The following is a 26,476-nucleotide window of genomic DNA, read 5'->3' as shown; positions in this document are numbered from 1 at the left end:
AGTAACCTACGCAACCGTAACTTGCGTGCTCCTGGCCACTGTACCGGCGTATCGCGGTCGATGCCGCGTTCGTGTCGCCGAGGCGTAGGGTTGCCCGCGTGGAACTTCCGAGTCAGGTGCGGGGTCTGCCGTATCGCATCTACGAGGCCCGGCTGTCCAGGCAGCTGGCCGGCAAGCAGCATCCCCGGCACGTCGCGGTGATGTGTGACGGCAATCGCCGGTGGGCGCGGGAGAACGGTTTCACCGACGTCAGTCACGGCCATCGGGTCGGCGCGCTGAAGATCGCCGAGCTGGTCGGCTGGTGCGAGGCCGAGGGCATCGAGATGGTGACCGTCTACCTGCTGTCCACCGAGAATCTCCAGCGTGATCCCGACGAGTTGGAGACGCTGTTCGAGGTCATCACCGACGTGGTCGAGGAGCTGTCGGCGCCGGAGCAGAACTGGAGCGTGCGCATCGTCGGCTCGCTCGACGGCTTCCCCGAACTGATCGCCAAGCGGATGCGCACTGCGGCCGAGCGCACCGACGGCCGCAACGGCGTGCACGTCAATGTCGCGGTCGGCTACGGCGGCAGGCAGGAGATCACCGACGCCGTGCGCTCGCTGGTCCGCCAGGAGATCGCCGCGGGTGAGACCGGCGAGGACCTGGTCCAGTCGATCACCGTGAACGCCATCGGCCAGCACCTCTACACGTCCGGGCAACCGGACCCGGACCTGGTGATTCGCACCTCCGGCGAGCAGCGGCTGTCCGGGTTCCTGCTGTGGCAGAGCGCATACTCGGAGATATGGTTCACCGAGGCGTACTGGCCGGAGTTCCGCCGGGTGGATTTCCTGCGGGCGCTGCGCGACTTCGCCGCGCGTCATCGCCGTTTCGGCGTCTGACTCGGTGTCGGTGCGCTGAATCCCGCTCCGGTCTCGTTCTTCTCGCGTACCGTCCGGTCTCATGAGCTCGTTCGACCGCCGGCCCGCGCAGGGCGAACCGGACGACTCGATCAGCTATGCGGACTTCGGCAGACGCTTCCTGGAGTACGCCGCCTCCGAAGCGCGCATCGCGGGCGCGTTCGCCCAATTGACCGGCGGCGCCTTCGATTTCGGCCCCATCGGGGTCGGTCCCGGCCGACTCGCCAAGGTGACCGCCCAGGTCAGGCTCGGGTCGTCCAGGCTGAGCCGCCGCGACGACGAGACCATCGCGTTCGAATTGATCATCCCGCTGGAGGTCGACCTGCTGCTGCACTTGGCGGTCGACCGGCACCGGTTCCACGTACAGGGCTTCGTGCACCTGCACCTGACGGTACGCACGGCGGCGCCCCTGCGGGTGGTGATCGATATCGCGGAGCCGCGGCCGGCCGACGTGCGCGTCGATGTCGCCGCCGCCACGCGGCGCGGGCAACTGCTGCGCGTCCTCGCCGGCGTCGATCACGAGATCAGGCGTTTCGTCGCCCGCTATATCTCCGCGGAGATCCGTAAACCGCACATCGCCGCGGTCCGCGATATCGATGTCGCGCAGCGACTTGAGGAGTGGAAATTGTAATCGGAATCACAATTTCCGTAGCCGCAGCCGATTGATGCTGTGGTCGGCGTCCTTGCGCAGCACCAGGGTCGCGCGCGGGCGGGTGGGCAGGATGTTCTCCACCAGATTCGGCCGGTTGGTGTTGTTCCAGATCTCCTGCGCGGCGGCGGTCGCCTGCTCGTCGGTGAATCCGGAGTAGTGGTGGAAATGCGCGTTCGGATCGGCGAATGCGGTCTTGCGCAAGGTGAGAAACCGTCGCACGTACCACTTCTCGATGTCCTCGATGCGCGCGTCGACGTAGATCGAGAAGTCGAACAAGTCCGACACCATCAGGCGCGGACCGGTCTGCAGCACGTTCAACCCCTCCACGATCAGAATGTCGGGCTGGCGTACGCAGTGCAGCTTGCTCGGCACGATGTCGTAGGAGATGTGCGAATACACCGGGGCGCAGACTTCGGCCGCACCGGATTTCACCTCGGTGACGAATCGCAGCAGCTTGCGGCGGTCGTAACTCTCCGGGAAACCCTTGCGGTGCATGAGGCCGCGCCGGGTGAGTTCCGCGGTGGGATAGAGAAATCCGTCGGTGGTGACCAGGTCGACCCGCGGGTGGTGATCCCAGCGCGCCAGCAGCGCTTGCAGTACGCGCGCGGTGGTGGACTTGCCGACCGCGACGCTGCCCGCGACGCCGATCACGAACGGTACCTGCTGGTCGGGATGGGTTTCGCCGAGAAATGTCGCGGTCGCGGCGAACAGGCGCTGACGAGCGGCCACCTGCAGGTGGATGAGACGAGCGAGCGGGAGATACACCTCCGCGACTTCTTCGAGATCGATCTGTTCTCCGAGACCGCGCAGGCCGATCAGTTCTTCCTCGGTGAGCACCAGGGGAGTCGATTTACGCAGGGTCCGCCACTGTTTCCGGTCGAATTCCACGTAGGGACTCGGCTCGCTCATTCGTGCCATTTACCCGACACTCCGTTTCAGCAAACACGCACGGTTACCGTGCGGATCCGGTGAGATTCGGTCTAGCTGTCGCCGCATAGGCGAATTCTGCTCTGCGTCAGCATCGTGGGCCGAGCGGGGTACCTCTACCGGTTGGTAACCGACTCGATGACACAGGTGTGAGCCGCTAATGTCGGCTGGCATGGAAGCGCATCCGCTCGTGACCGAATACCTGCGGCTCGGCCTCGCCTTCGACCGGCTGGAGGAAGGATTCGTCGACGCCTACACCGGTGATCCGGCGCTGCGCCGCGAGGTGCAGAACGCGCCCGCACCGCAGCCGCGCGAGTTGGCCCGCCGCGCCGCCGAGTTGCGCGCCGCGGTGCCGGAGGCCGGATTGGCGCCCGAGCGTGCCGAGTTCCTCGACGTGCACCTGCGCGCGCTGGAGTGCTCCGGACGGAAATTCGCGGGCGAGGACATCGGCTTCATCGAGGAGGTGCGCGCCTACTTCGACGTCGACATCGCGCCCGGTGACGTGGACGACTACCGCGACGCGCACCGGCGGATGGACGAGGTGCTCGCCGGGGACGGTCCGCTGGCCGAGCGGGTGGCCGCTTATCGCAAGGCCGACGAGATCCCGCCGGAGCGGTTGGCGGTGTGCGTCGAGGCGTTCTCCAGCGCGTTGCGCGAGCTGGTTCGCGTCCGCTACCCGCTGCCCGACCACGAGCACGTCACCTACGAGGTGGTCGGCGACAAGCCCTGGTCCGGCTTCAACTACTACCTGGGCAACTACCACTCCCGGGTCGCGATCAACTCCGACCTGAAGCAGCACATGGCGCATCTGCCGCAGCTGATCGCGCACGAGTCCTACCCGGGTCACCACACCGAGCACTGCCGCAAGGAAGCCGGGCTGGTCGCCGCCGGTCAGGCCGAGCAGACGCTGTTCCTGGTGAACACGCCGCAGTGCCTGATGGCCGAGGGGCTCGCCGATCTGGCGTTGCGCTCGATCGTCGGCCCTGGCTGGGGCAAGTGGGCGCAGGAGATCTACGCGGATCTCGGGCTGCGCTTCGACGGCGAACGTGCCGAACGCCTTTCGAACGCCTCGGCAGACCTGCTGAGCGTGCGCCAGGACGCCGCGCTGCTACTGCACGACCGGGGCCGGTCGCACGACGAGGTGGCGGAGTTCTTGCAGACCTGGAACCTGACGACGCCGGAGCGGGCGCGCCAGTCGCTGCGCTTCCTGTCCTCGCCGCTGTGGCGGGCCTACATCTCCACCTACGTCGAGGGATACCGGTTGCTGGGCGGCTGGCTCGATCGCGCGGCCGACGCCGAGGACCGGGCCGACCGTTTCCGCAGGCTGCTCGACGAACCACTCACGCCGGGTGCGGTGCGCGCGGCGGCGTGAGCGCCTCGATCGCTGATCCCGGTGCGCTTCAGGCGCCCGCGAAGGTGACGCGCACCGAGATCGGATCGCTCTCCAGCGCTTTCATCGTTCGTTCGGCGACGGTGGCGGAGACGCGGCCCTTGGCGAACGTACGCGAGCGGGCCACCACATCGTCCTCCGGCACGAAGGCGGCCGTGCCGGTGCGCCACCGGTCGCCCTGGCGTAACCGTACGTGCGGGTCGGCGGCGATGTTGCGGGCCCAGCCGGACCGATAACCGTGTTGTGAGATCAGCCACGCGCCGGTCTCGTCGATCGACGCGGTGACCGGCACCCGCCGCGGCTGACCGGATCTCGCGCCGACCGTCTCCAGTTCGGCGATCAGCGACGACCGGATGCCGAGCCGGTCGAGCAGGCTGACGGCCGGGTTCACCAGGTAACGGCCGATGAGGCGTTCGCGCCGGAATTTGCGTACCGCGGCGCTCGGTGTTCGTCCCGCCATGACAGTGCTCCTCAGGGTCGATGTGGGCGGAAGATGGCGCAGGTGGTGGTGGCGTGCGCGACCAGGCGGCCCTGCTCGTCGAGCACGCGTCCCTCGGCGGTCGCGGTGGTGCGCCCGAGGTGGATCGTGGTTCCGGTGGCGGTGAGGCGCTGTCCGTCGGTGGGCACGGCCCGGGTGTAGTTGATCTTCAGTTCCAGCGTCGTGTAGCCGGCGCCCGGTTCCAGAGTGGTGTGCACCGCGCAGCCCATCACCGAGTCGAGCAGGGTGGCGCAGATGCCGCCGTGTGTGGTGCCGAGCGGGTTGGCGAAATCGGGCCGGGTGCGCAGCGCGAAGACCACCTTGCCGTGCTCGAGTTCGTCGACCTCCATGCCGAGCAGGTCACCGATGAACGGCGGGCGATCCGTTCTGGTCATCGCGACACGCAGGAGTTCCAGGCCGGACAGCTGAGTCGGGTCCACGGTGGTTTCGGGCATGAATCGCATCCTTTCGATGAACCGATCGGTCCACATCTGACATAATTGCAACATGGACCGATCGGTTCACGCAACACTGAGCAAGGAACTCGCATGACCGCAGGGCCGCGCACCAGGCTGATCGAAAGCGCCATCGAACTCGTTCGCGAGCAGGGCGTGCACGCCGCCGGACTGGCCGCCTTACTCGAACGCGGCAACGCCTCGCGCAACTCGCTCTACCAGCACTTTCCCGCAGGCAAAGGTGAATTGGTCGAGGCTGCCACCCGGGTCGCGGGAGCCCGGATCGCCCGAGTGGTCGAGAAGATCACCGCCGCGCCGCCCCGGGGCTGGTTCGATTCGTTGCTCGGCTGGTGGGTCACCACGCTGGAGCAGACCGGATACCGCGCCGGGTGCCCGATCCTCGGAGCGGCGCTGGCCGAGTCCGAGCCGCGAGTGCAGGCCGCGGCGGGCGAAGTGTTCGCCGACTGGCACGAGCGGCTCGGCTCGGCGCTCGCCGATGCGGGCATGTCCGCCGAAGAGGCGCGTTCCTTCGGCAGTTTCGTGTTCAGCGCGCTGGAGGGGGCCATCGTCCAGTCGCGGGCGATGAAGTCCACCCGGCCGCTGGAAGACGCTCAGCGGCATCTCGCGGTGCTGTTGGAGAACTACCTGCCGGACGGCGGCGCGTCCCGCTGAGCGCCTGGCCACCGGATCGAGCGCGGTCCGGCCGACCGCGTGCCGAGCCTGTGCCGACCGAGAGGGGTGAACCCCCTGCTCGAGGACAACGCCGACGGCCCATAGACTGAGGCACGTGACGCAGACGACCGCCTCTGTCAATTCCCAGTCTCTCGGTGAGCTCGATCCGGAGCTCGCTGCCGCGATGGCAGGCGAGCTCGCCCGCGAACGCGACACGCTCGAGATGATCGCCTCGGAGAACTTCGTGCCGCGCGCGGTGCTGCAGGCGCAGGGCAGCGTGCTGACCAACAAGTACGCCGAGGGCTACCCGGGGCGGCGCTACTACGGCGGCTGCGAGCACGTCGACGTGGTGGAGACCTTGGCGCGCGACCGCGCCAAGGCGCTGTTCGGCGCCGAATTCGCCAACGTGCAGCCGCATTCCGGTGCGCAGGCGAACGCCGCGGTGCTGATGTCGCTGATGGACCCGGGCGACAAGCTGCTCGGTCTCGACCTCGCGCACGGCGGTCACCTCACCCACGGCATGCGCCTGAACTTCTCCGGCAAGCTCTACGAGGTGCACTCGTACGGAGTGAGCAAGGAGGACCACCGCGTCGACATGGACGAGGTGCGCGACATCGCCTTGCAGGCGCGTCCGAAGGTGATCGTGGCGGGCTGGTCGGCCTACCCGCGCCACCAGGACTTCGCGGCGTTCCGCTCGATCGCGGACGAGGTCGGCGCCTACCTCTGGGTGGACATGGCCCACTTCGCCGGTCTGGTCGCCGCCGGTCTGCACCCCTCGCCGGTGCCCTACGCCGACGTGGTGTCCTCGACCGTGCACAAGACCCTCGGCGGTCCCCGTTCCGGCCTGATCCTGGCCAAGCAGGAGTACGCCAAGAAGCTGAACAGCTCGGTGTTCCCGGGCCAGCAGGGCGGCCCGCTCATGCACGCCATCGCCGCCAAGGCCGTCGCGTTCAAGATCGCCGCGGGCGCGGAGTTCAAGGATCGCCAGGAGCGCACCCTGTCCGGCGCGAAGCTCCTGGCCGAGCGGCTCACCGCCGCCGACGTCAAGGGCAAGGGCATCAGCGTGCTCACCGGCGGCACCGACGTGCACTTGGTGCTGGTCGACCTGCGCAATTCCGAACTCGACGGCCAGCAGGGCGAGGACCTGCTGCACGAGATCGGTATCACGGTGAACCGCAACGCCGTTCCGTTCGACCCGCGTCCCCCGATGGTCACCTCCGGCCTGCGCATCGGCACCGCCGCGCTGGCCACCCGCGGCTTCGGCGACACCGAGTTCGCCGAGGTCGCCGACATCATCGCGAGCGCGTTGGCCGGTGGCGCCGACCTGGACGCGCTGCGCGCCCGGGTGAGCAAGCTGGCCAAGGACGTCCCGCTGTACGACGGCCTGGAGGACTGGCGCCTGCTGGGCTGAATCGCCGAGCGCTCAGGGCTACACGATCAACGGTTGTCCAGGGGCGAGGACGTGTCCGGCGCGATAGCGGCCGACACGTCCACGTATAGCCCGGGGTCGCGCTGGGCCTTCGTCATCACGCGGTCGCCGATCGGGCCGCTGGCGAACGCGTAGTGGATGGGAACGGCAAGGCGCGGGCGCAGGGCTCGGGTGAGTTCGGCGGCCTGCGCGGCATCCATGACGACCTGCCGGTTGAACGCGGGGCGGATGCGCAAACCGTTGACCAGTAGCAGCGCCAGGTCGAGTTCCGGATAGCGCACGGCCACCGGGCTGGGAGCCGACCGATGCTCAATTGCCCGGCCTGCCGGTGTTTCGGCACCCGATGGATGCGGTGGCGTCCACCGGCAGCGCCGATCCCACCGCTACCGCGGCCGTGCCTGTGGGCGGCCCTGCACGGTCTGGTGCTGCTGCGCCAGGATCGCCCGAGCTTTCCGTGGCCGGATCTCGACGTGCTGCTCGACACCCTCGTCACCGCCCACCTCGCGGCGCGGTGATCCGGTACTACCTGTCCATGCGCGCCTTCGCCCGCACGATCGACTCGTCCAGGTACCGCGCGATATCGGCGCTGGTACCCGGCCGGATCATCAGGGCGCGGTTCGCGGGCACTTCGCAGTAGCGGCCGTCGGGCGTGTCGATCCAGCGGAGGCGGCCGGTGCGCAGCGGTTCGGCGTTGCGCGGCCCGAGCAGCACGACGGCGGTGCCGCGGGTGGCGCACGACTGCCGCCAGAACCGCCGGTAACGCTCTTTCGCCTGGCTGGCGGGCGCGTTGCCGAACACATCGGGGCGCTCGTCGTTGAGATCATCGAGCAGGAAGCTCTTCTCACCCACCGTTCCTGCCGTGGCGTCCGGGAGCAAGCGCACCACTTCGGTGGCGAGCTGATCGACCCGGCACCAGCGCAACCGGACTCGTCCGCCGTCCGGCGCGGGCGACTGCACGGCGAGCACACCGGAGCCGGAACGGGTGCCGCAGGCGACGGCGCGCAGTTCGACGCCCGCACGCGTGTTGTCGTAGCCGAACAGCTCGATACGCCAGTCCGGAACGGCCAGCGTGCTGATCGCGCTGCGCAGTGGCAGTCGTTCGTCCCGCCCGAGTTCGGCGCGGAACTGTCGCTGATACGCCTGGTACTCGTTGAGACCGGGGAAGCGGCTGGTGAATCGGAACGGAAAGGGCATGCGGTCCAAGCCCGTTCCGAACCACGCCGCGGCGAACTGCTCGGCCGACAGTGACCACTGCGCCATCATTGCTCACCGAGTACCGGCGGCACCGTCGGTTTCACCTCGCCGAGCAACTGTTTCGCGTGCTCCTCGGTGCGCAGGTACTTCGGCGACTTGTGTTCGTCGTCGTCCGTGCGCCTGCCGCGCATTCCCGGCGGCATCATGCCCGGGTACCCCGAAGCGCCCGTCGCTCCCGGGCGCCCCGGTGCGGTGGGCTGCCCGTTCGCCGCGGCGGGCACGGTGGGCTGGGCGGGCCGAGAGGTGCCCGGTCGCGCTTGGTTGTCCGAAGCGTTCGGGGTTCCGGTCGCGCCCGGGGTGGCAGGCTTGCTCGGCGTGCCGTTCGGTCTGCCGTTGAACGAGGTCGGGACGACGGTGGTTGGCGTCGTTTGCGGCGGCGGCGAGGAGGAAGGCGCGACCGATGTGGCCGATGTGGACGTCGGTGTCCTCGCGGCGGTGGCTGCCGGAGTGGTCGTCATAGGGTCCTGGCTTTGGGAAACCGCCTGAGACGTGACGGTTTGCGGCGTGTTCTCGGCTTCCGGCTGCGCTTGGCCCGCCTGCTCGCCGTCGTCCGCCGAACCGGCGGGGGAGGCGGTGTCCGCGGCGGAGGGCGCGCTGCCGGACGGGGAGTTGTCCGCCGAGCTGGCGCCCGCCACGGCCTGCGAGCCGACGTTCGCGCTCGTCTCCACGCCCGTGCCGGTTTCGATACCGATCGGCGCCGCGGCGGCCGGAGCGACCGGGGGCGGGAGCGTCGGGATAGCCGGAGCGGTGGCCCCGTACGGCTGGATGTACTGGGTGTTCATCTCGTCGCGGGCCTGCTCCTCCCGCGAATTGCGCTGTGCCGGATCGGCCGTGCCACCCGAGGTGTCCAGCAGATCCGGCACCGCCAGCTTGAACTTCGCCGCAGCGTCCGCCGCCGACGACAGCGGCAGACTCTGTGCGCCGAGTGCGTCACCGAGTTCGCCCACCCGCGCCGCGTAATCTCGCACGCCGCGGACCGCGCTGTCGGCCGCCGCCCCCTCCCAGTGCTGTTCCACCGCGTTCTTGATCGCGTCCTCGAAGCGCTGGCCCGCGTTCGTCACCGCAGCGGCGATGGCCGACCACGCGGCGAACGCACCGTCGAGCGCGGCCGGATTCATCGCTTCGGCAGCCTGTTTGATCTCCGCGTGCGAGAAACTCTGCGCGTTCTCCGGATCGGTGATCGCGCGTCCGTCGGTCTGTCTCATGATCGCTTCCCCCGGTGTTCAGCTGCCCGCGGGCAGCAGCGGTGCGACTGCTCTGGCGATATCGGTGACGTTGTCGCACGGCGAAATTTTGCGTGGATGTCTGCCACTCGGATCGTCGACGAGGATGTACAGCGAGCCGTCGTGCATTTCGACGTTGACCGTGCAGCCACCGGGAACGTCGGGTCTGGCTTCGTACCGCAACGCGTTCCGGCTACCGACCGGGATACTCGTGGCCGAAGGAAACTTCGCCTTCACCTGATCGAGCGTCCCGTTGGTCGTTTGGATCGTGAGGCCGTACCCGGCTCGAGCGACGTACCGGCAGCCCTTCCAGCTGACGCCGCCGGTGCTGGTTTGTTTCGGCGCGGGCGGCAACGCGTCCCACTCGTGTTCGGCCAGGAACTGGGGTGTCAGCGCGGTGCAGGGATCGAACGACGTCTGCGGACCGGCGGTTGAGGTTGTTCCAGCGCCGGGGAGATCCCGTTGCGTCGTGGTCGGCGCTGTTTGCGATGACGCTGTCTCGTCACCACATCCGGTGAGCAATACTGTCAGCGCCGCCAACGCGGTGAAACCGGCCTTCGACCGGCGACTCGTGTACTCGCTGCCGGTCATACGCCGAGTTCCCGCATTCTGGACGCGAATTCGGCGTCGGTGCGCTGATAGGTGTCGCTGATCGCTTTGAACATGGCTCGGATGTCCTCGGCGACGGCGACGTAGTCGTTCAGCGTGTCATAGGCATTGTTCGGGCCGCCGAACGCTTTCTCCCGGAACAGTCGGACCAGCTCCACCGCCGACGAAAGGCGGGGATTGCCCTCGCCCAATCCCCATTGCGTTTGCTCCCCGAGATCGCGAGCGTCCGCGCGGGCACCGACGAGCGTGTCGATCAACTCCTGGCAGGCCCGGTCGATCTCCACGAACGCTTGCGGGTCCATCCGCACCCGCAACGCCCCGGTTTTCGCAGCTTCGATGTACCCGGGAAACGGGCTGTCCGCCATCGCCGCCCCTTCCGTCAGTGCCGTCTGACCTTATAGACGCAACCCGTCTCGCTCCGGTTCCATCGAAACACAGCCGAATCCTCGGGTCGCCCCCTCGCGCCGCTCGTCGTCGGCCGCGCGACGGTTCCCAACTGGGATGTTGTGCCGGGCACCGGCGGGTGTGGCAGGGCCGATCGCTGTCAAGGCCGCTGACGAGCGGTCAGCGCGCGTTCGCCGCGGCGACCAGCGCGGGGTAGTCCTGCAGATCGATGTCGTTGGCGGCGTTGTCGCCGAATTTCGCCATCAGCGCGAACATCCGGGAACCGAGGAACCAGTTGCGCATCTTGATGCCCCGCGCGGTCTTCGGGGCCAGGAAGCGGCCTGCGTTGCTGTTGCCCGCGATCTTCGCGTAGCGCTTCATGTGCTCGTCGTAGCGAGCGAAGGCGACAGTATGGTCGCCGGCCGCCAAGGCCAGTTCCCCCGCGATGACGTACGCGCCGACCACGGCGAGCCCGGTGCCGAAGCCGCCGAGGGTGTTCCCGTACCCGGAGTCGCCGACCAGCGCGACACGTCCCTTGGTGTAACCGTCGGGCATCTGGACCTGGCTGATCGAGTCCATGTAGAAGTCGTCGAATTCGGTGAGCTCGGCGAGCATTCGCGGCACCTCCCACCCGACTCCGGCGAAGGTCTCGGCGAGGATGCGCTGCTGAGCGGCGCTGTCGTCGCGGGCGTAGTCGAGCTCGGGCGCGGCGAACATGTACATCTGCTGCGCCTTCGGTCCGCCGCTGACCGCGAGTCGGCCGGGAGCGTTGTGGCCGCGGGCGACCACCCGCTCGCGCGGTCCGGTGGTCTTGCCGCTCCACGGGCTGGCGCCCGCGACGGCGTAGTAGTAGCCCAGGTGCTTCACGAAGTCCCGCTCGGGACCGAACGCCAGCCTGCGAACCCGGGAGTGGATGCCGTCGGCGCCGAAGACCAGGTCGAAGGTGCGGGCGGCCGCGTGCTCGAACTCGACGTGCACGCCGGCGGAGGTCTCGGTGAGCGCGGTGATCGAATCGCCGAACAGGTATTCGCAACGGTCGGCGGTGCGCCGGTAGAAGATCTCGGCCAGGTCGCCGCGCAGGATCTCCACATCGCCGCCGGTGAAATCACCCGACATCAGCGCCAGCTCGGCGCCCCGCTCGTCCACGAAGACGGTGTCGGTCGTGCCCGTCTTGCGCTGCTCGATGTCGTCCAGCACGCCCATCCGTTCCAGCACGGTGCGTTGGGTGCTGCCCTTGAAGTCGATCGCCTGACCGCCAGGGCGCAGCTCCGGAGCGCGCTCGACGACGGTGACCGCGAAGCCGTAGCGGTGCAGCCAGTAGGCCAGCGCGGGACCGGCGACGCTCGCGCCGGAGATGAGCACGGTGGTGTTGCGCATGGATTTCTCCTCGTCTCGAATTTGCGTCCGACGGAAACTGTATCCGGCGGACGCTGATTAGCGTATGGTAGACACAGTTTCACGTCAAGACGTTCTCCGGAAGGATTTCGGGCATGCCGACACCGACCACACTGGAACTGCTCTGGGGTACCGGTCAGCGGCCCAAGCGCGGACCGAAGCCCGCGCTGTCGCTGGAGCGGATCGTCGCGGAGGCCATCGCGCTGGCCGACGCCGAAGGGCTGGCGAACCTGTCCATGCAGCGGCTGGCCGAGCGCCTCGGCTTCACGAAGATGTCGCTGTACCGCTACGTGCCGGGCAAGGCCGAACTCGTCGCGCTGATGCTGGACACGGCGCTGGGCGCGCCGCCGGAACTGAGCGCGGGCGAGGAGGCGTCGGAGAACGACTGGCGCGACCTGCTGCGCGTGTGGTGCGAGACGATCTACGCGCGCTTCAGCGCCCACCCCTGGTCGATGGAGGTGTCGGTGGGTTTGCGGCCGGTCGGCCCCAATGAGGTCGCGTGGATGGAGTCCGCGCTCGGCGCGCTCGCCGGGACCGGGCTCACCGCCGCCGAACGGCTGGACACGATCGTCCTGCTGACCGGGCATGCCCGCAGCCTGGCGCAGCAGGTGCGAGTGGCGGACGCCGACGAATTCGAGAAGCAGATAGCGGCTCAGTTCGCCGAAATGGTGGCAGCCGCGGCCGACCGGTATCCGGCCGCGACCGCCGCGTTCGCGGAGGGTGGGGCGGTCGCGGGCGGGGACGGCGCGCTGAAGTTCGGCATCGAGCGCATTCTCGACGGACTGGCCGTGCTCATCGCACGCCGCGGGTGACCGCCGCGGCCTACGCTCGGACCATGACCGACGAACCCGACCTGAAACAGGACTCGACCACCACGGTGCGGGAGTTCTTCGCCGCGCTGGAAATGGGCGCCTCGGAGGAGGCGATCGACCTGTTGCACCCCGACATCGTCTGGAAGAACACCTCGCTGCCCGATGTGAAGGGCAGCCGCCGGGTCGGCGGCGTGCTGCGCGGCCTGCGCCGCGACTGGCTCGGCTTCGGAGTGGACATACACCACATCGCCGCCGACGGCGACGTCGTGCTCACCGACCGCACCGACTACCTGCGCTTCGGTCCGGTGCGGGTCGGGTTCTGGGTGACCGGCACCTTCCGGCTACACGACGGCCGAATCATCTTGTGGCACGACCACTTCAGTTGGGAGAACTTCCTGCGCGGTACGGCTGCCGGCCTCTGGCGCGCGGCGCTCACCCGCCGCTGACCGGTTCTCAGGAGTGCTGGGCCAGGTAGTCCAGATAGACCGGTCGCAGCACCTCGGCGACCGCGCCGTCACCGGCGTGGACGTAGTCGTCGAGCATGGGCAGCACGTACTTGATGTCCGCCTCGCTTTCGCCGACATTGCCCGCGGCGGCCTCCGCGGCCGGGATCGACGTGAGCAGCCGCCACAGGAACTTCACATCCCCCCGCCGCACGGCGAGCTTCATCGCCCGGTCGTGCAGCTCCTTCGACGACAGCTTCTCCAAATCCTCGTTACCGGACATACCAGCGACTCTATCCGCCGAATCGGGCGACAGCGACCGCGTGGCGAATCCCGTCCCTGCCCGGACGCCGTGCTGCGATAACCGCTATGACACCGCAACCCCGACCCGGCTTCCGGATCAAGCGCGTCTACGACGATCCCGACCCCGACGACGGCACCCGGGTGCTGGTCGACCGGCTCTGGCCGAGGGGCATCACCAAAGCGCAAGCGCGGGTCGATCGCTGGCCCAAGGAGCTCACCCCGACCACCGAATTGCGGCGCTGGTTCCACGCCGACCGGGACGCGCGCGGCCCGGAATTCGCCCGCCGCTACCGTGTCGAACTCGCCGCGCCGGAGGTTCAGCAAGATTTGCGGGATTTACGCGCCCTGGCAGCCGAAGCTCCGGTGACATTGCTCACGGCCGTACAGGATCCGGCGCACAGCCATGTTCCGGTGTTGCTCGACGTGCTGCGCTGAACCCTCGCGACGTGCGGGTTTACGACAAGTTCACGGACACGCCTCGCAGTCCCCGAGCGCGGACACCGGAGTCGGAGGTAGCGTCGGGTGTGCGGGCCGCGGCGGTGTGGCTCGTACGGGAGGTCCTGACCGTGACTGAGCTACTCAGTACGAGGGGGCCGGAGCCCGGCCCTCGTGGCATCTGACGGCAACGTCGGGTCCATCAGGACGGACCGGTCCAGCGAGATCGTTCGTGCGACTGCCGCATGAACACAGAGGAGCCCACCGTGACTGCTGCACGCTCCGTTTCCGCTCCCTCGGCGAACTCCAGCTCCGCGAAAGGCGGAGCCGCCGCGAAGGGGGCCCGCCCCTCGCAATTACCCGGCAAAACCTTCGTCATCGACACCTCCGTCCTGCTCTCGGATCCCGGTTCCTTCACGCGGTTCGGCGAACACGACGTGGTGTTACCCCTGGTGGTCATCGGTGAACTCGAAGCCAAACGGCACCACCACGAGCTGGGCTGGTTCGCGCGAGAAGCTTTGCGCAATCTGGACGATCTGCGCCTGCAACACGGCAGGCTGGATCAGCAGGTGCCGATCGGCACCGAGGGCGGAACGTTGCAGGTGGAACTGAACCACACCGATCCCGCGGTCCTTCCGGTCGGCTTCCGCACCGACACCAACGACTCGCGGATCCTGGCCTGTGCGCTCAATCTCGCGGCCGAGGGCCGCGAGGTGGTGTTGGTGTCCAAGGACATTCCGCTGCGGGTCAAGGCCAGTGCGGTGGGCTTGCACGCCGACGAGTACCACGCGCAGGACGTGGTGACCTCGGGCTGGTCCGGCATGGTCGAGCTCGACGTCAGCACGGCGCGCATCGATCAGCTCTACGCCGAGTCGGTGATCGATCTCGATGAAGCGCGAGAACTGCCCTGCCACACCGGCGTCCGGCTGCTCGGCGCGAGCTCGAGCGCGCTGGGCCGGGTCACGCCGGACAAGCGGGTGCAATTGGTCCGCGAGCGCGAGGCGTTCGGGCTGCACGGGCGTTCCGCCGAGCAGCGCATCGCGCTCGACCTGCTGCTGGACGAGAGCGTCGGCATCGTCTCGCTCGGTGGCCGGGCCGGGACCGGTAAGTCGGCGCTGGCGTTGACGGCGGGCCTGGAGGCGGTGCTGGAACGGCGCGCGCAGCGCAAGGTGGTGGTCTTCCGCCCGCTGTACGCGGTGGGCGGCCAGGACCTGGGCTATCTGCCCGGCACCGAGAGCGAGAAGATGGGCCCCTGGGCGCAAGCGGTCTTCGACACGCTCGACGGGCTGGCCAGCCGCGAGGTGATGGAGGAGGTGCTCAGCCGCGACATGCTGGAGGTGTTGCCGCTGACCCACATTCGCGGGCGGTCGCTGCACGACTCCTTCGTGATCGTGGACGAAGCCCAGTCGTTGGAGCGGAATGTGCTGCTCACGGTGCTCAGCCGCCTGGGAACCGGCTCGCGGGTGGTGCTCACCCACGATGTGGCCCAGCGCGACAACTTGCGCGTCGGCAGGCACGACGGGGTCGCGGCGGTGGTCGAGAAGCTCAAGGGCCATCCGCTTTTCGCGCACATCACGCTGACCCGTAGCGAGCGCTCGCCGATCGCGGCGCTGGTCACCGAGATGCTGGAGGAGTACGGCCCCAACGCCTGATCCCGCGACGCCGTTCGACGGCGTGTTTCACCGCATGTCCGGTGGGTATCATCGGCCGCGATAGCAGTTCGGTATGACCCGGTGGCCGCTCGTCGGTCACCGGGTCATCGTCTGACCAACGGCCGAGGCTATGCGCGGCGGCGTCACGGAATCCGTGGTGTGCCGGCAGCCCACAGCGAGAGGATGGACATGCACCACTTCGCTCGACGAACGGCTGGATTCACCGCAGTACTCGCCGCGGCAGGGCTGGTCCTGGCCGGCTGCGGCGGCGACGACAACAAAGGCGACGGCGCCAAGACCGGTATGGCCAGCATGACCGGTATGGTCACCTCGATCGCGAGCCCCACCACCACCGCCGGGATGACCACGCACACGGGCGCGAGCCCGACGACCACGGGCGCGGCCGAGGCGACGACCAAGATCGCGACCCCGGCGGGGGAGATCGCCGTCTCCGGCGCCATCTACGACAAGTATGTGCAGCTCGGCGGCCCGACCGGCCCGCTCGGCGCACCGCTGCAGGCGGAAGAGGACGCACCGGACGGGGGGCACTACCAGGACTTCGCGGGCGGCACGATCTACGAACCCAAGGAGGGCGAAGCGCATGTCGTCTGGGGTGAGATCCGCAAGGCCTGGGAAGACAACGGCGGCGCGCAGGGACCGCTCGGTTTCCCGATCAGCGACGAGAAGGACATCCCCGGCGGCAAGCAGAGCGACTTCACCGGCGGCACCATCACCTGGGTGAACGGTACTATCACCGTCACGCCGAAGTAGGAACCAGATACTCGGCGTCCGGGATCGCGGTGTGGTCTCGGTTGCCTGTGAATCCCATCCATCCGCCCCGCTCCGCGGGCCAAGCCGCTAGGTTATCTCGGTGCAAACTCTCCTGACCGATCGCGAATTGCTCGAATCGCTCGCGGTGGACGTAGAACTGCTGCTGCGTAAGCACGTGGACGCCGCCGATGGGTGGCAGCCGCACGACTTCGTGCCGTGGGACGACGGGCGCAACTTCGCCTTCCTCGGCGGTACCGACTGGGCGGCGGAGCAGTCCGAGCTCGGCGAAACCGCCAAACTGGCGTTGACCGTTTCGGTGCTGATCGCCGACAACCTGCCCTCGTATCACCGCGAGATCGGCAAGTACCTGCGCACCGGCGCGTGGTGGCGCTGGGTCGGCCGCTGGACGGCCGAGGAGAACCGCCACGAGATCACCATCCGCAACTACCTCATGGTGACCAGGTCCGTCGACCCGGTGGAACTGGAGCGGTTGCGCATGGAGCACATGACCAAGGGCTTCCGCCGTCCGGCGATGCACTTGCTCGACGTGCTGGCGACCTGCGCGTTCGAAGAGGCCGCCAGCGCGATCCGGCACCGAAACATCGCGGCGCTCGAGGAGAACCCCCTGGTCACCGCCATCGCCGAGCGCATCGCGCTGGACGACGAACTGCAGTCGGTGTTCTTCGCCGATCTGGTCTCCGCCGCGCTCGATCTGGTGCCGGACCAGACCGTGCGGGCCATCGCCGACCGGGTCGCGGGCTTCGAGGTCCCGACGGTGACGTTGCCGGACGGCCGCGACAGCGACGTGGTGCTCGCCGAGGCGGGTGTCTACGACCGCGCCAAGGAGGGTGAGTTGGTGTTCGCCCCGCTGTTGAAGCGGTGGAACATTTTCACCCGCACCGATTTCGGTCCGGAGGGGGAGCAGGCGCGCGAGGAGCTCGCGCACTTGCGCGACTGATCCGCATCCGGGCGCAGTGCGCGAACGCCACCTCGGCAGCCTCCCGGCTACCGAGGTGGCGTTCGTTTCGTCGCCGGTCAGTCCTGCTTCTTCATCTTCGCCATGGCCAGCACGTCGAGGCGGCGGTCGAGTTCCTCCTCGGTCAGCTTCTCGTCCAGCAGGCCGCGGTCGATGACCGTCTGGCGGATGGTCTTCTTCTCCCGCAGCGCTTCCTTCGCGACCGCCGCCGCCTCCTCGTAGCCGATCGCCGAGTTCAGGGGCGTCACGATCGAAGGCGACGACTCGGCGAGCGTGCGCAGGTGCTCGACATTGGCGACCAGGCCGCGCACGCACTTGTCGGCGAACAGCCGGGAGACGTTGGCCAGCAGGCGGATCGACTCCAGCAGGTTGCGCGCCATCACCGGGATGTACACGTTCAGCTCGAATGCGCCGTTCGCGCCCGCGAACGCCACCGCGGCATCGTTGCCGATCACCTGCGCGCCCACCTGGGTCACCGCCTCGGGCAGCACCGGGTTCACTTTGCCGGGCATGATCGAGCTGCCCGGTTGCAGATCCGGCAGCTGGATCTCGGCCAAGCCGGTGAGCGGCCCCGAGCCCATCCAGCGAATGTCGTTGGCGATCTTGGTCAGGCTCACCGCGATCGTGCGGAGCGCGCCGGACGCCTCGACCAGACCGTCGCGCGCGGCCTGCGCCTCGAAGTGGTCCTCGGCCTCGCGCAGCGCATCGATGCCGGTGGCGCGCACGAGTTCCGTGACGACCTTCGCGCCGAAGCCCTCGGGCGCGTTCAGCCCGGTACCGACCGCCGTGCCGCCGATGGGCAGCTCGCCGAGCCGCGGGAGCGTGGCCATGATGCGGTCGATGCCCGCGGCGACCTGCCGGGTGTAGCCGCCGAACTCCTGGCCGAGGGTCACCGGGACGGCGTCCATCAGGTGCGTGCGGCCGGACTTCACCACGGTCCGCCATTCCGTCGACTTGTCCAGCAGCGCCAGCCGCAGATGCTCCAGCGCGGGAACCAGATCGGTGATGACCGCTTCGGTGGCGGCGAGATGCGTTGCGGTGGGGAAGGTGTCGTTGGACGACTGGGACATGTTCACGTCGTCGTTCGGGTGGACGGTGACGCCCTTCGCCTTGGCGAGCGAGGCGATCACCTCGTTGGCGTTCATGTTCGAGCTGGTGCCGGAACCGGTTTGGAAGACGTCGATCGGGAACTGATCGTCGTGTTCGCCACGCGCGATCTCGTTCGCCGCGGCGATGATGGCATCGGCCTTCACGGGATCGAGCAGCCCCAGGTCGCGGTTGACCGTGGCACACGCGGCCTTCAGCAGGCCGAGCGCGCGAATCTGCGCCCGCTCCAAGCCGCGTCCGCTGATCGGGAAGTTCTCCACGGCCCGCTGGGTCTGCGCCCGCCACAAAGCGTCCACCGGAACCCGGACTTCGCCCATGGTGTCGTGCTCGATGCGGTACTGCGTCTCCTCGCTCATGATCCCGACCCTATGCCGCGGCAGCGGCCCGTGGGGCAGCCACGCCTGAGGTCATTCGCACACCTCGGCAGGCCTTCGCTCGGGAATACGGACCGTTGTCCGGTTGCCCGCCCCACACGGCTCAAAGCCGTGTCCCCGTCCCGACCATGCGGGTGCATGCGGTCCGCGAGAGGCGCACGAAGCGGTCCGGCCCTTACGCGGTGCGACGTCACATCGGCGGTATGGCTGTCATCGAGAACAGCGCGGCATATGACCGTTGGATCGGGGCGGTGAACGGTTCCCAGCTTGTGGTCTCTGCCCTCCGCGGTGACCGACTGGCTGGACCAACCATCGGCGAGCGTCGCGCATGGCCGCTGGCCTGCGGAGACACTCCCGGCTACCCGCTCCGCTATCTGATCGCTACGGGTGGAAGCTGACCGGGGCCATGAACTGCGCGCATCGGGTGCCGCCGGTTTCCAACCTGCAGGACCACTGACCTCAGCCCCCGATTCCGAGCGAAGCGAGACCGAGCATGCGCCGTTCGCGGCCCGGCTCGCGTTTGCGCGACCACCGCGTCCGCGACGAAGTCGCCAGCGGTGGTCGCGCAAACGCGAGCCACAAAGGGGCCGCGAACACCCAGCGCCGCAGGCGCTGGAAAGAAATTACGGCAGCGGCGGGACCGCGTGTTCGTCGCCGATGAAATCGACCGAGGAGTATTCGCGCAGCTTGGTCAGGCGGTGGTAGGCGTCGATCATGCGGACCGTGCCGGACTTCGAGCGCATCACGATCGACTGGGTGGACGCGCCGCCGCCGTAGTAGCGCACGCCGCGCAGCAGGTCGCCGTCGGTCACGCCGGTGGCGCAGAAGAACACGTTCTCACCGGAGACGAGGTCCTCGGTGGTCAGTACGCGGTCGAGGTCGTGGCCCGCGTCGATGGCCTTCTGCCGTTCCTCGTCGTCCTTGGGCGCGAGCATGCCTTGCAGCTCGCCGCCCATACAGCGCATCGCGGCGGCGGCGATGATGCCCTCCGGGGTGCCGCCGATGCCGACCAGGATGTCGGTGCCGGAGTCCGGGCGGGCCGCGGCGATCGCGCCCGCGACGTCGCCGTCGGAGATCAGGCGGATGCGGGCGCCCGCGTCACGCACCTGCTGGATGAGCTCGGCGTGCCGGGGGCGGTCCAGGATGCAGACGGTCAGGTCGGACTTCGCGGAATTCTTGGCCTTGGCGACCCGGCTGATGTTCTCCGCGATCGGGGCGGAGATATCGATCACGTGGGCGGCGTCGGGGCCTACGGCGATCTTGTGCATGTAGAACACCGCGGACGGGTCGAACATGGCGCCGCGTTCGGCGACCGCGAGCACCGAGATCGCGCCGGGCACGCCCTTGGACATCAGCGTGGTGCCGTCGATCGGGTCGACCGCGAAGTCCACTTCCGGGCCGGTGCCGTCGCCGACGGCCTCGCCGTTGTACAGCATGGGCGCCTCGTCCTTCTCGCCCTCGCCGATGACGACGATGCCGCGCATGGACACCGAGCTGACCAGCTGCCGCATGGCGTCGACGGCCGCGCCGTCGCCCCCCTCCTTGTCGCCGCGTCCGACCCACCGGCCCGCGGCCATCGCCCCTGCCTCGGTCACGCGGACCAACTCGAGTGCGAGGTTGCGGTCGGGCGCCTCGCGGCGGCTAGGTGTAGGGGAAGTTGCCGTCATTGCGGGGCCTCCTGTGCGTCGGTACGTACCGGTCAATTGTCTCATTCGATGTGGCACGGCCGTACACCCCTGCTCATGGTGCCGGGGTGCAGGGGGCGGCGTCGCCGCACGAGTGGATACTGGGAGCGTGTCGTACCAAAAGCCGCGCATCTTGAACGACTACCGGGATCTGTTCTGGTCGTTGATCCCGTTGGTCCTGATCGCGCTGGTGTTCGCCGGGCTGGCCAGCCAATGCAGTTTCGCCGCGAACGGTCCGACGCAGGGGCAGATCCCGCATTTCGACGCGCGCGCCGCGCTCACTGCCGACGCTCGTTCCCTGCCGTTCCCCATCCGCAACCCGGACCTGCCCGCGGGCTGGACGCCGAACTCCGGCAGTCGCGAGTCGATCGGCGGCAACGGCGGCGGGCCGGTCAGCACGGTCGGCTACATCACGCCGCAGGGCACCTACATGCGGTTCACGCAGAGCAACGCGACCGAGGAGGCGCTGGCCAGGTTCGTGCTCGGGTCGCGCTACGCCAGTGGTACCGAGCAGGTCGGCGCGCAGAAATGGATCGTATACGCCGAGCAGGGCTCGGAGACCGCATGGATCGCCGACCTCGGCCAGTCCCGCGTGCTGATCACCGGCGCGGGCAACCAGGCGGCGTTCAGCACGCTCGCCCAGGCGATTACCGCGGCGCAACCGCTGAAGCCCTGAAATCCGCTTGTCTTCGGCTGCGCGCGTTCGTTAGCTTTGCCGCGGTACGAGACACGTGCCGAACCGGTTTTCGGAGGTCGATGAATATGGCTGCCCTCAGCCGTCTTTCGCATGCCTTCCGCCGGTTCGCGCGCCACTGATTTTTCCGTGGACGCGGACCGGTCTTTCTTCGATGACCAGGAGCGTCACGTGTCTGTTTCCCTTTCCCCCGACCTGCGCACCGAACGGCTGATTCTGCGGGCGTGGACCGCCGCTGCGGCGGCCGCCGTGCTCGATGGCCGCCGTCACGCCGAGTGGGCGGCGGATTTCCCTGCCGACGGCGATCGCGTCATCGCGGGCTTGCTCGCGGCGCACCCGGACTGGCTCGGGCCGTTCGGGCACCGGCTCGTCATCGAGCGCTCGACCGGGCTCGTCGTCGGATCGACCGGGCTGTTCTGGCCGCCCGCCGATGGTGACCTCGAGCTCGGGTACGGCATCGTCGGCTCGCGGCGCGGTCGCGGGTACGCCACCGAGGCCGCCGTCGCCCTCACGGCGCACGCGCTCACCGCACCCGGCGTTCGTGCGGTGCACGCCGAGGTGGAGCTGTCGAATCCGCCGTCGGCGCGGGTGCTGGAGAAGGCCGGATTCGAGCGGGTGAGCAGCGCGGACGGCGTCGCACGGTTCCGCGCCGTGGCCGCATCGCGCTGACGAGGCGGAGGCCGTCGTCAGCGGTGGCTCACCACGTTGACGATGGTCCCGCTCGGATCGCGGACGAAGAAGCGGCGTACGCCCCACGGCTCGTCACGCAAGGGGTAGACGACCTCGGCGCCCGCTGCGGTCACCGCCGCGTGCACGGCGTCGACGTCGTCCACCTCCACGCTCATGTCCGGCTGGAGTTGTTCGGCGTCCGGGCCGACGAGCAGGACCTGCGCGGTCGGGTTGGACGACGAGGCCATCGTCACGACCCAGCCGAGGTCCATCGCCTCGTGGAAGCCGAGCAGCCGGTAGAAGTCGCGGCTGGCGGCCAGATCGGTGGTGCGGATGTCGGGCGTGGCGCGGCGGATGGTCACTCTTGCCGCTCCAGGTCGGTGCGGTGCAGCGCGTCCTCGACGCGCTTGCGCGCGCCCGCCAGGTGTTCCTCACAGCGGTTGGCCAGCGCCTCGCCGCGCTCCCACAGAGCGAGGGATTCATCGAGGTCGAGGCCGCCCTGTTCGAGGATCTTGACGACGTTGACGAGTTCGTCGCGCGCGCGTTCGTAGCCGAAACCGGCGATCTCGGCGGCGTCGTCGGCCGGGTCGGCGCCCGTCCCCTCGGCTTCGGTGGACTTGCCGGACTGGGCCAAGTCAGTTCCTCCCTGTGTCGGTGTTCTTGGCGCCGAGGGCCTGGGTGCCGAGCGCGGCGGCCGTGATGGCCCCGTCGGCGACCCGGATGCGCAGCTGGCTGCCGGCGGGCGCGTCCTCGATCGAACGCACCACCTCGCGTTCCCGACCGGTGACCCGCTGCACGACAGCGTAGCCACGGGCGAGTGTGGCGGCGGGGCCGACGGCGGTGAGTTTTTCGCGCAGATGCCTTGTGGCCGTGGTTTCGGTGCGGACGAAGTGCTCGGCGCAGCGGTGCGTGGCCGCGCGCAGACGTTCGATCTCTTCCTGGCGGCGATCGATCTCGCGCAGCGGATCGGCCAGCACGGGTCGCGAACGCGTTTGGGCGAGCGCCTTGGTCTCTCGGTCGACCCAACCCCGCAACGCCGCGGCGGTGCGTTCGCGCAGTTCACGAATGCAGGCCAGCTCAGCGGCGGCGTCCGGGACGATCCGTTTGGCGGCGTCGGTCGGCGTGGCCGCGCGCAAATCGGCGACGAAGTCACTGAGCGGGTTGTCCGGTTCGTGGCCGATCGCGCTGACGATCGGCGTGGTCGCGGCCACGATGGCGCGGCACAGCGCCTCGTCGGAGAACGGCAGCAGGTCTTCGACGCTGCCGCCGCCGCGCGCGAGCACGATCACCTCGACGTCCGGATGCCGATCGAGCTCCGCCAGCGCCGTGAGCATCTGCGATACCGCGGTCGGCCCTTGCACGGCGGTGTTGCGGATCTCGAAACGCACCGCGGGCCAGCGATTGCGAGCGACGCTCAGCACATCGCGCTCCGCGGCGCTCGCGCGGCCGGTGACGAGGCCGATGGTTCCGGGAAGGAACGGGATCGGACGCTTGAGCCGGGGATCGAACAGGCCCTCGGCGTCCAGCAGCGCCTTCAGCCGTTCGATGCGGGCCAGTAGTTCGCCGATGCCGACGGGGCGGATCTCCAGCACGCGCAGCGAGATCGTGCCGCGCCCGGTGAAGAAGGAGAGCTTGCCGTAGACGACCACCCGGCTGCCCTCTTGCAGGGGAACGGGGGAGTTGCGGATCAGGTCGGGATCGCAGGTCACCGACAGCGACATGTCGGCGGACGGGTCGCGCAGCACCAGGAACGCGGTGCGGGTGCCGGGCCGGAGATTGATCTGGGTGATCTGGCCCTCCACCCAGATGCTGCCGAGCCGGTCGATCCACTGGGCGACCTTGATGGAGACCGAACGCACCGGCCACGGATGCTCGGCGGAGTTGGCCGGAGAGGCGGCGGGTTGGCCGGAGGTCTCCCGGCCAGCCGTCGGCGACGAGGGTGTCCGGGGTTCGGTCACTGGGCCTGCACAGTGGCGATCCGGTTCGTGAGCATGGTCACGAACGGCGCCCTGGCGCGGGTGTGCTGCTCGTACTCGAGCAGCGCGGTGAGGTCATCGATAGTCAGCAGGCGCAGGCGGGCGCGCAACTGGGCCAGGGTCATGTTGGCGTAGTCGTAGCGGCCGGCGACTGCCGGTTCGGCGATGACGGGCGCTTCCGCGACGGGCTCGGGATCGGTGTCCGGGTCCGGCTCCTCGGCCGGTGGCTCGCCGATCGGCGTCACGGAGGCGACATGGCCGTTGGTCGCGCCTGCGCGGGTGTCGTCCGTGGCGAAGGATTCGGGCGCGGGGAACGCGTCGGGATCATCGGCGGTGTAGAGGTCGAATCGGCTCGCGCGCAGCGTGCTGGGGCTCGGGTCGTCGGCGAGGTCCTCGTCGAAGGTGGCCCACTCCGGCTGCTCGACCGGGCGGTTGGACAAACGGTCGAAAACCGCGTCGCCCTTCAGGGCCAGACTGGTGACGAACTGCTGGACGTGCATCGTCGTCTGCAGCACCTGACTTATGGCCGTGATCGGGAAATTCATTGCCGCCGTGGGTAGCCGACGGGATTCCTCGAGGGCGTATACGGCCGCGCCTGCGGCGACCCGGGCCAGAAAGGGTGGTCGAAACATGGTCCTAGCCTGCCGGAAATGGTGTGTTATGCAAAGGAGGGGCGCGCGGTTCGCGTATTCGCGGGTCGTAGCCGATCGGCGGGACCGCACTCATATCGCGGAAATGCGCGCAGGAACCCGGCGGGCCGTCCGAAACAATCGTCGCACCCGGTCGTAGACCCGGCTTACGATCCCGATCCGCGGGTCGCGGCGGGAATGTGACGGGCAACTCCCGGACGTGGCGCGATCCCGGGCCGCACGTATCCTGTGGGCATGTCTTCGGCCATTCCCTTGAACGTCGGAATCGCCCGCTCGGCAGGTGCCGCAAGCACCGTCGCCGACGGCGGAAAACGCGTGCTGCTCGCGGAGCCGCGCGGGTACTGCGCCGGCGTGGACCGGGCGGTCGAAACCGTCGAGAAGGCGCTGGAGAAGCACGGTGCGCCCATCTACGTACGCAAGGAGATCGTGCACAACCGGCACGTCGTGGAGACGCTGCGCGACCGCGGCGTGATCTTCGTCGACGAGACCGACCAGGTCCCCGAGGGCGCGGTCGTCGTGTTCTCCGCGCACGGCGTGTCCCCCGCGGTGCACACGTCGGCCGCCGAGCGCAATCTGCACACCATCGATGCCACCTGCCCGCTGGTGACCAAGGTGCACCAGGAGGCGAAGCGGTTCGCCCGTGACGACTACGACATCCTGCTGATCGGTCACGAGGGCCACGAGGAGGTCGAGGGCACCGCGGGCGAGGCGCCCGAGCACGTGCAGCTGGTCGACGGGCCCGGCGCGGTGGACCAGGTCAGCGTGCGCGACGAGTCGAAGGTGATCTGGCTCTCGCAGACCACGTTGAGCGTGGACGAGACGATGGAGACGGTGCAGCGGCTGCGCGAGCGCTTCCCCGCCCTGCAGGACCCGCCGAGCGACGACATCTGCTACGCCACCCAGAACCGCCAGGTCGCGGTGAAGGCGATGGCTCCGGAATGCGATCTGGTGATCGTGGTCGGCTCGCGCAACTCGTCGAACTCGGTGCGCTTGGTCGAGGTCGCGCTCGGTGCGGGCGCCAAGGCCGCTTATCTGGTGGACTTCGCCCGCGAGATCGACCCGGCCTGGCTCGACGGCGTCCGCACGATCGGCATCACCTCGGGCGCCTCGGTGCCCGAGATCCTGGTCCGTGGTGTGCTGGACAGCCTGGCCGAGCACGGCTACGGCGACGTCCAGCCGGTCACCACGGCCAACGAAACCCTCGTTTTCGCCCTTCCCCGCGAACTGCGCGACGCCCGGCGCTGACGCCGGGCCCGCACCGAGCGACCTCGCCTACAGGTTCTCTGGCCTGCGCCGTTCCGGGCGGTTCGAATCGCGTTCGCGATAGCGCACATTGGGCTGGGGGTGCGGCGGCATCTCCCGGCGGCGGCCCGCGCCGCGCGGTGGTTCGCCTTCGGCCCGCGGCATGGCACCGGTCGGGCGGGCAGGGCCCCGGGCGGGAGTCCGCCCTTCGCGCGGACGGGAAGGGGCGACGCGCGGCGGGGTATCGGCGACCTGCGCTGCCGGTCGGCGGGCCGGCCGGGGAGCAGCGGGTTGTTCGGCGTCGGCCGACTCCGGCACGGCGGGCTCGTCCTTCGGGCGGCGGGTTCTGCGGCGCGCGGAGTCCGGCAGGCCACGAGAGGAACGGCCGGGCTTGGTCTTCTTTGCAGGTGACTTGCCCCAGCTGCCGCCACGGCGTGGTGCTTTGTCGCCTCCCTCTTCCCGGCGGTGCAGGTAGATCCGGGCGCCACCGATCAGCAGGACCACCACCGTGGCCAGCATCATGGTCGGGAACCGGTTCACCAGCGGGATCGCCAGGTTCAGCAGGATGTCCTTCATCGAGGTCGAGCCGCGGCCGGTGAGCTGCTGATAGGCCAGCGGGACGGCGACGAAGAGCAGCAGTGGCGGCAGCACCATCGTGCTGAACAAGCCCCGGTAGCGAACGGCGGCGACGGCCGCCACACAGCCCACGATGTACAGCGCGGCGAACGTGCCGGTCAGCTCGGCACTGCCGCCGCTGGCATCGATCAGGAATCCCAGAAACGTGCAGGCAACCGCGATCAGGATCGCCGCGCCGACCGGGATCCCCGGCACCGACGGCAGGATCGAGCGTTGCGGCGCGGGCACCCGGGATCGCACACGTTCGGAAGCAGCCACGATATGCACACTAGTTGCCGCCGCTCTCG

At 68.9% G+C, this 26,476-nt stretch carries 32 protein-coding genes; 15 read left to right on the top strand and 17 right to left on the bottom strand.

All coding sequences use genetic code 11. The annotated features are described in order from the left end of the window. The first annotated feature begins 98 nt into the window (after positions 1–98). Together ACWEH3_RS05060 and ACWEH3_RS05055 are read left to right on the top strand one after the other, a co-directional pair. Positions 99–878 carry an isoprenyl transferase gene (locus ACWEH3_RS05060; RefSeq protein WP_357890375.1) on the top strand — a complete coding sequence of 260 codons (780 nt, stop codon included), beginning with the start codon at positions 99–101 and terminating at the stop codon, positions 876–878. Between the two features lie 61 nt (positions 879–939). Next, on the top strand, positions 940–1,527 hold the full coding sequence (locus ACWEH3_RS05055; protein ID WP_450025244.1) for a hypothetical protein: 588 nt from the start codon (positions 940–942) through the stop codon (positions 1,525–1,527). Positions 1,528–1,533: 6 nt separating this feature from the next. Here ACWEH3_RS05055 and coaA read toward each other — a convergent pair whose 3' ends face one another. Further along, positions 1,534–2,466 (bottom strand): type I pantothenate kinase, encoded by a 933-nt coding sequence (coaA, locus tag ACWEH3_RS05050; RefSeq protein WP_450025242.1) that lies wholly within the window; start codon positions 2,464–2,466, stop codon positions 1,534–1,536. A 181-nt stretch (positions 2,467–2,647) separates the two neighbouring features. On the opposite strand from coaA, the gene ACWEH3_RS05045 reads away from it, so the two are divergent. Then, positions 2,648–3,847, top strand: coding sequence for a DUF885 domain-containing protein (locus ACWEH3_RS05045; protein WP_450025240.1), 1,200 nt, complete (start codon positions 2,648–2,650; stop codon positions 3,845–3,847). A gap of 28 nt (positions 3,848–3,875) precedes the next feature. On the opposite strand, the gene ACWEH3_RS05040 is transcribed toward ACWEH3_RS05045, so the two are convergent. Together ACWEH3_RS05040 and ACWEH3_RS05035 are read right to left on the bottom strand one after the other, a co-directional pair. Then, positions 3,876–4,325 (bottom strand): nitroreductase family deazaflavin-dependent oxidoreductase, encoded by a 450-nt coding sequence (locus ACWEH3_RS05040; protein ID WP_450025238.1) that lies wholly within the window; start codon positions 4,323–4,325, stop codon positions 3,876–3,878. 11 nt (positions 4,326–4,336) lie between these two features. Next, positions 4,337–4,798, bottom strand: a complete 462-nt coding sequence (locus ACWEH3_RS05035) for a PaaI family thioesterase (protein WP_450025236.1) — start codon at positions 4,796–4,798, stop codon at positions 4,337–4,339. Positions 4,799–4,891: 93 nt separating this feature from the next. Here ACWEH3_RS05035 and ACWEH3_RS05030 point away from each other — a divergent pair, with 93 nt between their 5' ends. After that, positions 4,892–5,470, top strand: a complete 579-nt coding sequence (locus tag ACWEH3_RS05030) for a TetR/AcrR family transcriptional regulator (protein WP_450025234.1) — start codon at positions 4,892–4,894, stop codon at positions 5,468–5,470. A gap of 115 nt (positions 5,471–5,585) precedes the next feature. After that, entirely contained in the window at positions 5,586–6,881 is a 1,296-nt protein-coding gene (gene glyA, locus ACWEH3_RS05025) for a serine hydroxymethyltransferase (protein ID WP_355078595.1), read from the top strand. Between the two features lie 26 nt (positions 6,882–6,907). On the opposite strand, the gene ACWEH3_RS05020 is transcribed toward glyA, so the two are convergent. Then, positions 6,908–7,186, bottom strand: coding sequence for a hypothetical protein (locus tag ACWEH3_RS05020; protein ID WP_450025231.1), 279 nt, complete (start codon positions 7,184–7,186; stop codon positions 6,908–6,910). A gap of 18 nt (positions 7,187–7,204) precedes the next feature. Between ACWEH3_RS05020 and ACWEH3_RS05015 the strand changes: the two genes are divergently transcribed. After that, the gene (locus ACWEH3_RS05015) at positions 7,205–7,414 is read left to right on the top strand and encodes a hypothetical protein (RefSeq protein ID WP_450025229.1); all 210 of its coding nucleotides are present in this window, start codon (positions 7,205–7,207) and stop codon (positions 7,412–7,414) included. 7 nt (positions 7,415–7,421) lie between these two features. Here ACWEH3_RS05015 and ACWEH3_RS05010 read toward each other — a convergent pair whose 3' ends face one another. The 5 genes from ACWEH3_RS05010 to ACWEH3_RS04990 all read right to left on the bottom strand — a co-directional run bounded on the left by ACWEH3_RS05010 (position 7,422) and on the right by ACWEH3_RS04990 (position 11,746). Continuing rightward, a complete protein-coding gene (locus tag ACWEH3_RS05010; RefSeq protein ID WP_452358265.1) occupies positions 7,422–8,159 on the bottom strand; it encodes an ESX secretion-associated protein EspG in 738 nt (245 codons plus the stop codon). Continuing rightward, positions 8,159–9,358, bottom strand: coding sequence for a hypothetical protein (locus ACWEH3_RS05005; protein ID WP_450025225.1), 1,200 nt, complete (start codon positions 9,356–9,358; stop codon positions 8,159–8,161). Before ACWEH3_RS05005 ends, ACWEH3_RS05010 begins: the two co-directional genes overlap by 1 nt. Before the next feature lie 18 nt (positions 9,359–9,376). Then, a complete protein-coding gene (locus ACWEH3_RS05000) occupies positions 9,377–9,967 on the bottom strand; it encodes a DUF3558 domain-containing protein (protein ID WP_450025223.1) in 591 nt (196 codons plus the stop codon). Continuing rightward, positions 9,964–10,350 carry a hypothetical protein gene (locus ACWEH3_RS04995; protein ID WP_450025221.1) on the bottom strand — a complete coding sequence of 129 codons (387 nt, stop codon included), beginning with the start codon at positions 10,348–10,350 and terminating at the stop codon, positions 9,964–9,966. The genes ACWEH3_RS05000 and ACWEH3_RS04995 overlap by 4 nt, the downstream gene beginning before the upstream one ends. A 199-nt stretch (positions 10,351–10,549) precedes the next feature. Then, the gene (locus tag ACWEH3_RS04990; protein WP_450025219.1) at positions 10,550–11,746 is read right to left on the bottom strand and encodes an FAD-dependent monooxygenase; all 1,197 of its coding nucleotides are present in this window, start codon (positions 11,744–11,746) and stop codon (positions 10,550–10,552) included. Positions 11,747–11,859: 113 nt separating this feature from the next. Between ACWEH3_RS04990 and ACWEH3_RS04985 the strand changes: the two genes are divergently transcribed. Beyond that, positions 11,860–12,576: a TetR/AcrR family transcriptional regulator gene (locus ACWEH3_RS04985; RefSeq protein WP_450025217.1), complete on the top strand. Its 717-nt coding sequence runs from the start codon at positions 11,860–11,862 to the stop codon at positions 12,574–12,576. 23 nt (positions 12,577–12,599) lie between these two features. Beyond that, positions 12,600–13,022 carry a limonene-1,2-epoxide hydrolase family protein gene (locus ACWEH3_RS04980; protein ID WP_450025215.1) on the top strand — a complete coding sequence of 141 codons (423 nt, stop codon included), beginning with the start codon at positions 12,600–12,602 and terminating at the stop codon, positions 13,020–13,022. 7 nt (positions 13,023–13,029) lie between these two features. Here the strand turns inward: ACWEH3_RS04980 and ACWEH3_RS04975 are convergent, their stop codons facing one another. Then, a complete protein-coding gene (locus ACWEH3_RS04975) occupies positions 13,030–13,302 on the bottom strand; it encodes a hypothetical protein (RefSeq protein ID WP_039800723.1) in 273 nt (90 codons plus the stop codon). 86 nt (positions 13,303–13,388) lie between these two features. On the opposite strand from ACWEH3_RS04975, the gene ACWEH3_RS04970 reads away from it, so the two are divergent. The 4 genes from ACWEH3_RS04970 to ACWEH3_RS04955 all read left to right on the top strand — a co-directional run bounded on the left by ACWEH3_RS04970 (position 13,389) and on the right by ACWEH3_RS04955 (position 17,138). Beyond that, positions 13,389–13,757, top strand: coding sequence for a DUF488 domain-containing protein (locus tag ACWEH3_RS04970; protein WP_450025213.1), 369 nt, complete (start codon positions 13,389–13,391; stop codon positions 13,755–13,757). Between the two features lie 266 nt (positions 13,758–14,023). Beyond that, positions 14,024–15,409: a PhoH family protein gene (locus ACWEH3_RS04965; RefSeq protein ID WP_450025211.1), complete on the top strand. Its 1,386-nt coding sequence runs from the start codon at positions 14,024–14,026 to the stop codon at positions 15,407–15,409. Positions 15,410–15,598: 189 nt separating this feature from the next. Further along, positions 15,599–16,180, top strand: coding sequence for an LGFP repeat-containing protein (locus tag ACWEH3_RS04960; protein ID WP_450025209.1), 582 nt, complete (start codon positions 15,599–15,601; stop codon positions 16,178–16,180). Positions 16,181–16,280: 100 nt separating this feature from the next. Beyond that, positions 16,281–17,138, top strand: a complete 858-nt coding sequence (locus tag ACWEH3_RS04955; RefSeq protein WP_450025207.1) for an acyl-ACP desaturase — start codon at positions 16,281–16,283, stop codon at positions 17,136–17,138. A 77-nt stretch (positions 17,139–17,215) separates the two neighbouring features. Here ACWEH3_RS04955 and ACWEH3_RS04950 read toward each other — a convergent pair whose 3' ends face one another. Continuing rightward, complete coding sequence (locus ACWEH3_RS04950; protein WP_450025205.1) at positions 17,216–18,619, bottom strand: class II fumarate hydratase; 1,404 nt, start codon at positions 18,617–18,619, stop codon at positions 17,216–17,218. A gap of 641 nt (positions 18,620–19,260) precedes the next feature. Next, the gene (gene glpX / locus ACWEH3_RS04945) at positions 19,261–20,304 is read right to left on the bottom strand and encodes a class II fructose-bisphosphatase (RefSeq protein ID WP_356966745.1); all 1,044 of its coding nucleotides are present in this window, start codon (positions 20,302–20,304) and stop codon (positions 19,261–19,263) included. A gap of 127 nt (positions 20,305–20,431) precedes the next feature. Here glpX and ACWEH3_RS04940 point away from each other — a divergent pair, with 127 nt between their 5' ends. Beyond that, positions 20,432–20,998, top strand: a complete 567-nt coding sequence (locus ACWEH3_RS04940) for a DUF4245 domain-containing protein (protein WP_450015784.1) — start codon at positions 20,432–20,434, stop codon at positions 20,996–20,998. A 189-nt stretch (positions 20,999–21,187) separates the two neighbouring features. Beyond that, positions 21,188–21,685, top strand: coding sequence for a GNAT family N-acetyltransferase (locus tag ACWEH3_RS04935; protein ID WP_450015786.1), 498 nt, complete (start codon positions 21,188–21,190; stop codon positions 21,683–21,685). Positions 21,686–21,702: 17 nt separating this feature from the next. Here the strand turns inward: ACWEH3_RS04935 and ACWEH3_RS04930 are convergent, their stop codons facing one another. The 4 genes from ACWEH3_RS04930 to ACWEH3_RS04915 are packed head-to-tail and all read right to left on the bottom strand — an operon-like array spanning position 21,703 to position 24,293. Next, a complete protein-coding gene (locus ACWEH3_RS04930) occupies positions 21,703–22,047 on the bottom strand; it encodes a VOC family protein (RefSeq protein ID WP_450015788.1) in 345 nt (114 codons plus the stop codon). Then, positions 22,044–22,319, bottom strand: a complete 276-nt coding sequence (locus ACWEH3_RS04925; protein WP_450015790.1) for an exodeoxyribonuclease VII small subunit — start codon at positions 22,317–22,319, stop codon at positions 22,044–22,046. Before ACWEH3_RS04925 ends, ACWEH3_RS04930 begins: the two co-directional genes overlap by 4 nt. A 1-nt stretch (position 22,320) precedes the next feature. After that, the gene (gene xseA / locus ACWEH3_RS04920) at positions 22,321–23,643 is read right to left on the bottom strand and encodes an exodeoxyribonuclease VII large subunit (RefSeq protein ID WP_450015792.1); all 1,323 of its coding nucleotides are present in this window, start codon (positions 23,641–23,643) and stop codon (positions 22,321–22,323) included. Then, positions 23,640–24,293 carry a lipid droplet-associated protein gene (locus ACWEH3_RS04915; RefSeq protein WP_450015794.1) on the bottom strand — a complete coding sequence of 218 codons (654 nt, stop codon included), beginning with the start codon at positions 24,291–24,293 and terminating at the stop codon, positions 23,640–23,642. The genes xseA and ACWEH3_RS04915 overlap by 4 nt, the downstream gene beginning before the upstream one ends. 252 nt (positions 24,294–24,545) lie before the next feature. Between ACWEH3_RS04915 and ACWEH3_RS04910 the strand changes: the two genes are divergently transcribed. After that, the gene (locus ACWEH3_RS04910; RefSeq protein ID WP_450015796.1) at positions 24,546–25,556 is read left to right on the top strand and encodes a 4-hydroxy-3-methylbut-2-enyl diphosphate reductase; all 1,011 of its coding nucleotides are present in this window, start codon (positions 24,546–24,548) and stop codon (positions 25,554–25,556) included. A 27-nt stretch (positions 25,557–25,583) separates the two neighbouring features. Here ACWEH3_RS04910 and ACWEH3_RS04905 read toward each other — a convergent pair whose 3' ends face one another. After that, positions 25,584–26,447 (bottom strand): DUF6542 domain-containing protein, encoded by an 864-nt coding sequence (locus ACWEH3_RS04905; RefSeq protein WP_450015798.1) that lies wholly within the window; start codon positions 26,445–26,447, stop codon positions 25,584–25,586. Positions 26,448–26,476 lie beyond the last annotated feature (29 nt).

The organism is Nocardia sp. NPDC004718 (genome assembly GCF_053601535.1).
The sequence above is the reverse complement of the archived record's forward strand: the minus strand, read 5'-3'. Positions and strand labels throughout refer to the sequence as shown.